The 6,834-nt window shown below is 71.8% G+C and carries 9 protein-coding genes; 4 read left to right on the top strand and 5 right to left on the bottom strand.

The window, feature by feature from the left end; genetic code table 11:
- The 5 genes from ACGWYJ_RS38360 to ACGWYJ_RS38340 form a co-directional block, all read right to left on the bottom strand.
- Positions 1-393, bottom strand: a 393-nt coding sequence (locus ACGWYJ_RS38360) for an alanine--tRNA ligase-related protein (protein WP_395111570.1), incomplete at its 3' end; no start/stop codon positions are given.
- Between the two features lie 28 nt (positions 394-421).
- Entirely contained in the window at positions 422-754 is a 333-nt protein-coding gene (locus ACGWYJ_RS38355) for a DUF2516 family protein (RefSeq protein ID WP_395111568.1), read from the bottom strand.
- Positions 755-865: 111 nt separating this feature from the next.
- On the bottom strand, positions 866-1,333 hold the full coding sequence (locus ACGWYJ_RS38350) for a hypothetical protein (RefSeq protein WP_395111566.1): 468 nt from the start codon (positions 1,331-1,333) through the stop codon (positions 866-868).
- A complete protein-coding gene (locus tag ACGWYJ_RS38345; RefSeq protein WP_395111564.1) occupies positions 1,330-1,818 on the bottom strand; it encodes a helix-turn-helix domain-containing protein in 489 nt (162 codons plus the stop codon). Before ACGWYJ_RS38345 ends, ACGWYJ_RS38350 begins: the two co-directional genes overlap by 4 nt.
- 209 nt (positions 1,819-2,027) lie before the next feature.
- Entirely contained in the window at positions 2,028-3,002 is a 975-nt protein-coding gene (locus ACGWYJ_RS38340; RefSeq protein ID WP_395111562.1) for a neutral zinc metallopeptidase, read from the bottom strand.
- Between the two features lie 85 nt (positions 3,003-3,087).
- Between ACGWYJ_RS38340 and ACGWYJ_RS38335 the strand changes: the two genes are divergently transcribed.
- The 4 genes from ACGWYJ_RS38335 (at position 3,088) to ACGWYJ_RS38320 (ending at position 6,833) form a co-directional block, all read left to right on the top strand.
- Positions 3,088-4,857: a DUF2207 domain-containing protein gene (locus ACGWYJ_RS38335; protein ID WP_395111560.1), complete on the top strand. Its 1,770-nt coding sequence runs from the start codon at positions 3,088-3,090 to the stop codon at positions 4,855-4,857.
- A gap of 72 nt (positions 4,858-4,929) precedes the next feature.
- Positions 4,930-5,169 carry a hypothetical protein gene (locus ACGWYJ_RS38330; protein ID WP_395111559.1) on the top strand — a complete coding sequence of 80 codons (240 nt, stop codon included), beginning with the start codon at positions 4,930-4,932 and terminating at the stop codon, positions 5,167-5,169.
- Positions 5,170-5,237: 68 nt separating this feature from the next.
- Entirely contained in the window at positions 5,238-6,491 is a 1,254-nt protein-coding gene (locus tag ACGWYJ_RS38325; RefSeq protein ID WP_395111558.1) for a CynX/NimT family MFS transporter, read from the top strand.
- A 45-nt stretch (positions 6,492-6,536) separates the two neighbouring features.
- Positions 6,537-6,833, top strand: coding sequence for a hypothetical protein (locus ACGWYJ_RS38320; protein ID WP_395111556.1), 297 nt, complete (start codon positions 6,537-6,539; stop codon positions 6,831-6,833).
- Position 6,834 lies beyond the last annotated feature (1 nt).

Raw genomic sequence — 6,834 nt, 5'->3', positions numbered from 1 at the left:
GGGATCCATATTGCCGCCCGTCACCAGGCAGCCGTAATCCCGGAACACCACACCGCACAGCAGGTGGAGACCGGAATGGGTGCGCATCAGCGCGGTCCTGCGCTCGTCCTCGACGGAGCAGCGGACGGACGTGCCGACCGGCGGGACAGGGTCGCCCTCCACCGGGATCAGCTCCAGGTCATCACCCTTGCGCACCCCGGCGATGCGGGTCTGGACGCCCTGCCAGAGCAGCACGCCGTGGTCGGGCGGCTGGCCGCCGCCACCGGGGTAGAAGGCCGAACGGTCGAGGACGATCCCCTCGGGGCTCGCGTCCAGGACGAGCGCGTCCCAGTCGCGGAGGGCCTGGTCGTCCAGTTCCAGCCGCGCGGTACGGCCATGGGTGGTCTTGGTCATCGTCGGCTTCCTGAGACTCGTGCAGGGTTCACCAAGGTCCGTAGGGGCCGGAGCTGGAGCCCCCACCCTTCCCCTTGTTCTTGTACGGCTTCACCGCGGGCTTCACGTCCGCCAGGTAGATCGCCGCCACGATGAACGCGGCGATCGGCAGGAACGACAGCAGCGGCAGGATCCCGGCCGCGCCGCCGAGCCCGACCACGTTGGCGACCACCAGCAGGATCAGCCAGAGCTTCTTGGTCTGCTTGTCCGCCGCGGGGAAGGCGCCCTCGGGCACCTGAAGGATGTCGACGAGGGCGACGACCTCGAAGACGAAGGCGACGATGGCCAGAAACCAGAAGAAGTAGAAGAGTCCGTCCACCATAGTGATCACCGTTCCGTCGCCGCGACTCGCCTTCGATCGTGTGCCCACCCTAGTCAACGACGGAACCCGGCCGGTTGATCCCGGCCGGGTTCCGTGGGAAAGCGAACTACGTCAGCTCTGGGTCTTGCGGGTCGAGCCGCTGCGGGTACGGCTCTGCGCCGTCCTCTTCTGCTGGGCGGCGCGGGGCTTGGGGGCCGTGGCCGGCGTCTCGGTGATCTCGGCCCTCCCGGCGGCCTCCTTGTGGACGACCTTCCGGCCGCGCTCGGCCAGCTCGTCGATCAGCTCGACGGCGCGGGTGCCGAAGTGGGTCGCGTACGAGACGGCGACACCGGGAAGGTCCTTGACCTCGATCCGGCCCACGTTCTCCCGGACCTCGCCGCGGTACCGGTCGACGGCCTCGCGGAGTTGCACGCGGTACTTGTCGAGGTTCTCGCGCATCTCGCCCTGGTACTTGCCGGCGGACTCGCGGGCCCTGTTCACCTGCTCCGGCACTTCGCGGAGCTTCTCGTACGCGAGGTCGCCCACCCCGGCGACCGTGTGGACGGCCTTGTTCTCGCGGATGGTGTTGGTGATCGTCATCCGGCCTCCTCCTTGTCCTGGCGGGAGTCCTCGTGGGCGCTCCCGTTCCGTGGTTCGTGGTGTGGCTCCGCGGACGCGTCCTCGCCCTCGTTGTCGTCCGCGTTCTCGTCCTTGGGAGCCGTGTCGCGCCCGACCGTTCCGTCCGCCTCGTTCTCCTTCAGGAACGAGGCGTAGATGTCGAGCAGCACCTGCTTCTGACGTTCGGTGAGCATCAGGTCGGCCCGCACCGCGGCCTGGACGTCGGTGTCGGCCTCGCGGTCCTCCAGGATCCCCGCTTGCACGTACAGCGCCTCGGCGGAGATGCGCAGCCCCTTCGCGATCTGCTGCAATATCTCCGCGCTGGGCTTGCGCAGCCCGCGCTCGATCTGGCTCAGGTACGGGTTGGAGATACCCGAGACATCGGCGAGCTGGCGCAGCGAGATCTTCGCCCGGGTGCGCTGCTCGCGGATGTACTCCCCGAGGGAACCGACCTTGGAACCCGCCATGTCTCCACCCTGCGTCATGGTGCTTGCTATTGCAAGCACTCTTGCTAGCACACGGCCGTGATGGTGCTCACATCCCGTGATCAGATGATCTCAAACCTGTGACCGGGACCACGCGAGGGGGGCAACCCCACACCCACGCGAGGGGGGGCAACCCCACACCCCCGAGAAAGCAGACTGACCGCCACCCTCCACTCCGCTCCGGGTGTCGGTCAGTCAACGTCTTCCGCGGGTGCCGTCCAGGTGTTGCAGACGGCGAGGCGCTGGTCGCGGTAGCCCTTCACCACCCAGCCCGCGTAGTTGCGGCTGGATCCGTGGTCGCGCTTGTCCTCGGGTTGCCGCTCGTCCCCGCGTCCCTGGACGTCGTTGATCAGGGCGGCGTACTGGGCGCGCGTCATCGGCAGCGTGGCGCGTTCGGCGCCCAGGAAGGCGCCCGCGAAGCACTGCGCCTGCAACTCGATGCGCCGGCTGACGGCGGCACGGGCGGCCGCGTCCCGCTGCCGCTCCATCTCCTGCTGCCCGTACAGCAGGATCCCCGCGCGGTCCTGGACGTGATGGCCGTACTCGTGCGCGATGACCCTGGCGAACACCGCGTAGTGCGACAGCGGCTCACCGCCCGAGGTCTCCACGATGTGTTCCAGCCCCACGTACATCGTGTTGTTGGCGGGGCAGTAGAACGCCGACGCCCCCGGGCTCGGGTACGTGCCGCACGGGCCGCGGCCGGGCGCGTCCCAGAAGATCCGGTTGGGCGGGGAGAACGGCATCCGCGCCTTGCCGAACTGGCCGCGCCACGAGCCGTCCAGGCAGTCGCTCAGCACGTTCATGAACCGGCGCATGGAGTCGGCGCCGGGCGCGATGGACGGCAGCCGGCAGCTCACCGGATCCAGCGGCCCCGTCGTGTACAGCCGGTTCGAGGTGGCGGTCTCCTTGCCCGCCTGCGCGCCGGGACGCAGGATGTCGGGGCCGGACACGCCGCCGTCCCCGGGGCCGAACAGCGCGAAGCCCAGGACGACCACCACGACCGCCGAGGCCAGCGCGCCGAGGATGCCCGCGATCGTCCCGCCGGGGGCGCGGCGCGGGGCGGGGCGGCGCGGCTCGTACCGGTAGATCGTGCCAGGCGGGCCACCCGGCAGGCCCGCCCGCACCTCGGCGCTCGGGGGCGCGGGTGGGGGATTGTGACCTGCCATAGCGGAAAATCATCGCACAGGTGGTGTATGCCGTACTCCGGCGTGGAACGTCGGCGTCCAGCCGCAACGGCTACGATGGGCGGCCATGCCGGCTTGCTCGCGACCACTGGTCGCCTCCCTGGCCATCGCCGCCCTCCTCCCCCTGCTCGGTCCTCTGTTCGGCACCGTCCCGGCCGTCGCCGCCGCGACCGGCCCCGAGGCCCCGTCCACCGTGGCCGCGCCCGAGCGGGTGATCAAGGATGAGGTGGCGCTGCGGATCGGGCGGGGCGGGGTCGCCCGGGTGCGGGAGACCATCACCTACGAGTTCGGCGGCTCCCGCGGCCTGGAGCGCGCGTTCGTCACCAAGCGGCACAGCAGCGTCAGCGAGGACCGGGTGAACCCGATCGCGAACGTGCGCGCGTCCAGTCCCGACGGAGGCCCCGCCCAGGTCGCGGTGACGGAGAACGACACCCGCACGCTGCTCAAGGTCACCGGGAACGCGCCGCTCACGGGCCGCCGCACCGTCGTGCTGGACTACGAGGTGCGGGGGCTGGTGGCGCCGATGGGCGCGGTCGAGGAGCTGCGCTGGACGGCGGTCGGCGGCTGGAAGGTCCCGGTGGACGAGGCGCGCGTCACCGTGGACGGCGGGGCGCCGATCCGCAACGTCAACTGCTTCGCCGGGCCGCTGGACAGCGCGATCGGCTGCACGCAGTTCTACACCAACCACACCCACACGCAGGGGATCTTTATCCAGCAGCGGATGTCGGCCGGCGAGTACCTGACGGTCGTGGTGGGCCTCCCCGCAGGGGCGACCGGCGGCAAGCCGATCTTCGAGCGGCGGCGCACGGTGGCGACCGCGTTCTCGGTCAACGGGGTCACGGTCGCGGCGCTGGCCGGGCTGCTGGCGCTGCTGATCGGCGGGCTCGGCGGGCTCTACCTGCTGCGCGGGCGGGACGCCCGAGTGGTCGGCAAGCGGGCGGCCGAGGGCGACCACGCGCCGGTCGAGGGGTCCCGGTTCGAGCCGCCGGACGGGGTGCGGCCCGGCCAGATCGGCACGCTGATCGACGAGCGGGCCGATGTCATCGACGTGACGGCCACCATCGTTGACCTGGCGGTACGCGGCCATCTGCTGATCGAGGAGGAGGACCGGGCCGCCACCGGCCGGCTCGACTGGGCGCTGCGGCGGCTGGACCGCCCGTCCCCCGAGAACCTGCTGCGTTACGAGCGGCTGCTGCTGGACGCCCTGTTCACCACCCCGGACGGCGCCCCCCGCGACTCGGTGAGGCTGTCGGAGCTGGGCGGGACGTTCGCGACGCGGCTCGCCAAGGTCCGTTCGGCGATGTACGACGACGTGGTCGAGCAGGGCTGGTTCGCGCGGCGTCCCGACAGCGTGCGGTCCCGCTGGACGATCGCGGGCCTGGTGCTCACGGTCCTCGGCGTGGCGGGCACGGTCGCGCTGGCGCTGGCCACCGACCACGCGCTGGTCGGGCTTGCCGTGATCATCGCGGGGGCGGCGCTGACGTACGGCGGGCAGTACATGCCGGCCAAGACGGCGCGCGGCTCGACGGTGCTGGCGCACACGATCGGGTTCCGCGCGTTCCTGGAGCGCGGCGAGCTGCCGGACGACGCCGCCGGGGAGATGGCCGCGCCGCAGCGCATCGCGCTGTTCTCGCGCTTTCTGCCGTACGCGGTGGTGTTCGGCGTCGTCGCGAAGTGGGCCAAGACGGTGGAGAACGCGGGCGAGCGGGCCGAGGGCGCCGACAACCTCTACTGGTACGAGGGTCCCGCCGAGTGGGACCTGTCGGAGTTCGCCGAGTCGATGCGCACGTTCACGCTGGCCACCTCGGGCTCGATCTCCCAGTCCCGGGGCATGTGACCCGCCAAAACCCGGCATTCAGGGTTGAGCCGGACATGCCGGGTAGGGCGGAGCGGGAGGAGGTGTGACCGAATGCTCGCAGACGCATCCCCGGTCGGCGCCAATATCCTGCTGGCCGTCGCCCCGCTCGTCGTCGCCCTGGCCCTGGTCACCTGGCTGTTCCTGACGCTGTACGTCTCGCGCAGGCGGGTCCGCACGGACAGGATCCGCGGCGAGAGCCCCCACCGCGGCGCCGTCCAGGGCGGAGTGATCGAGGGCAGCCCCGCCCAGCGCACCCGGCGGGACGAGGCCCCGCACGACACCGACCGGTGACCCCGCCCCGGCGCCCGGCCGCCCCAACTGTATGATCATTGACATTTCGGGCCGTCCGGGGAGGCGCCGTGACCGCGCGGCGGGGCGTCATCGCCCTTCAGTTGTCACTGCTCGTCCTGGTCGCGGTGAACCTGCGGCCCGCGGTCGTCGCCGTGGGCCCGCTGCTCCCCGAGATCAGCGACGAGTACGACCTGTCGGGCACAGCGGCGGGCGCGCTCACGACGCTGCCGCTGCTCTTCTTCGGCTCCTACGGGCTGGCCGCGGCGTTCATGCGGCGCTCGCCCCGCAGCGAGACGCTGCTGGTGTCCAGCATGGCGCTGCTGGTCGCGGCGCTCCTGCTCAGGCTCGTGGACGCGCCGGCGGCGCTGTACGCGGGCTCGCTGGCCGCCGGGATCGCGATCAGCATCGGCAACATCGCGATGCCCGCCGTGATCAAGCGCGACCACCCCTCCTCGATCGCCTTGGTGACCTCGGTCTACACGGTCGCGATCACGGCCAGCGCGGCCCTGGCGGCGGCGCTGGTGATCCCGGTCGACCAGGCGCTGGCCGGCGGCTGGCGGGTCCCGCTGGCGCTGCTCGCCGTTCCGGCCGCGATCGCGGCCCTCGCCTGGCTCCCCCGCCTGTTGCGTACGAGGGACGTCCCCGGCGCGCGTCCCGCCGTAGGGGACGGGACGCGGCCACCCGCCGCCACGGTGTGGCGATCGACGCTGGCGTGGCACGTCACGTTCTTCATGGGCGTCCAGTCCCTGCTGGCGTACGTGGTGGTGGGCTGGCTGGCGACGATCCTCCAGGACCGCGGGATGACGGCGGAGACCGCCGGTTACGCCTTCGCGCTCACCAACCTGATGCAGGCCGTCGGCTCGCTGTCGATGCCGCTGCTGGCCCGGCACATGCGTGACCAGCGTCCGCTGGCCGTCATCACCGTGGTGCCCGCCTTCGTGGGGTTCGCCGGGATCGCCTGGGCGCCGCTCGGCTCGGTCTGGCTGTGGGGAACGGTGCTCGGGCTCGGCCAGGGGGTCGGGTTCGCCATGGCGCTCGCGCTCATCGGCCTGCGCGCGCACGACACGCGGGTGGCCGTCCAGTTGTCCGGGATGGCACAGGGCTGCGGGTACGTGGTCGCGGCGCTCGGCCCGCTGGCGGTCGGCGCGCTGCACGACGCCACGCACGGCTGGAACGCTCCGATGCTCCTGGTGCTGGCGATCACCGCCGCGCTGGTGATCCCCGGTCTGGCCGCCGGGCGGAACCGGACGATCCAGGGCCCCGCCGCCGAACGGCCACCCGCCCTCCACGGCGTCCAGGGAGATAACCGGTCAAATCCGTGAAAGGCGGCGCCGATCGCGGGTATGGGGCCGCAGGGGGTGGATCACATGGACCTGACACTGCTCGCGGCGGCCGGGCTTGAGGCCGGCGGCGTGCTCGCGGATCCGGGGCAGGTGAGCTGGGGGCTCGTACTGATCACCCCGCTGGCCGCCGCCGCGGCGCTGCTGCTGTGGCTGACGATGACCCGGCGGGCCGCTCGCAACCCGCGCCGGCCCGAGCGGCGGTTCAAGGACCAGGACAACCACCGCGGGCCGGAGCAAGGCGGCTACTACCGCTACACGCCGGGCGCCTACTCGCACAGCTACAGCCCGGGTGAGACCACGTACAACGACGAGAACCGCTAGG

Source organism: Actinomadura sp. SCN-SB (assembly GCF_043906805.1).
Classification (GTDB): Bacteria; Actinomycetota; Actinomycetes; order Streptosporangiales; family Streptosporangiaceae; genus Spirillospora.
This window is presented reverse-complemented; position numbering and strand designations above follow the sequence as displayed.

What these genes read in the sequence shown, in the direction of transcription:
- ACGWYJ_RS38355 (WP_395111568.1), bottom strand. Translation starts at nt 754, where the DNA reads ATGGTGGACGGACTCTTCTACTTCTTCTGGTTTCTGGCCATCGTCGCC.
- ACGWYJ_RS38350 (WP_395111566.1), bottom strand. Translation starts at nt 1,333, where the DNA reads ATGACGATCACCAACACCATCCGCGAGAACAAGGCCGTCCACACGGTC.
- ACGWYJ_RS38345 (WP_395111564.1), bottom strand. Translation starts at nt 1,818, where the DNA reads ATGGCGGGTTCCAAGGTCGGTTCCCTCGGGGAGTACATCCGCGAGCAG.
- ACGWYJ_RS38340 (WP_395111562.1), bottom strand. Translation starts at nt 3,002, where the DNA reads ATGGCAGGTCACAATCCCCCACCCGCGCCCCCGAGCGCCGAGGTGCGG.
- ACGWYJ_RS38335 (WP_395111560.1), top strand. Translation starts at nt 3,088, where the DNA reads ATGCCGGCTTGCTCGCGACCACTGGTCGCCTCCCTGGCCATCGCCGCC.
- ACGWYJ_RS38330 (WP_395111559.1), top strand. Translation starts at nt 4,930, where the DNA reads ATGCTCGCAGACGCATCCCCGGTCGGCGCCAATATCCTGCTGGCCGTC.
- ACGWYJ_RS38320 (WP_395111556.1), top strand. Translation starts at nt 6,537, where the DNA reads ATGGACCTGACACTGCTCGCGGCGGCCGGGCTTGAGGCCGGCGGCGTG.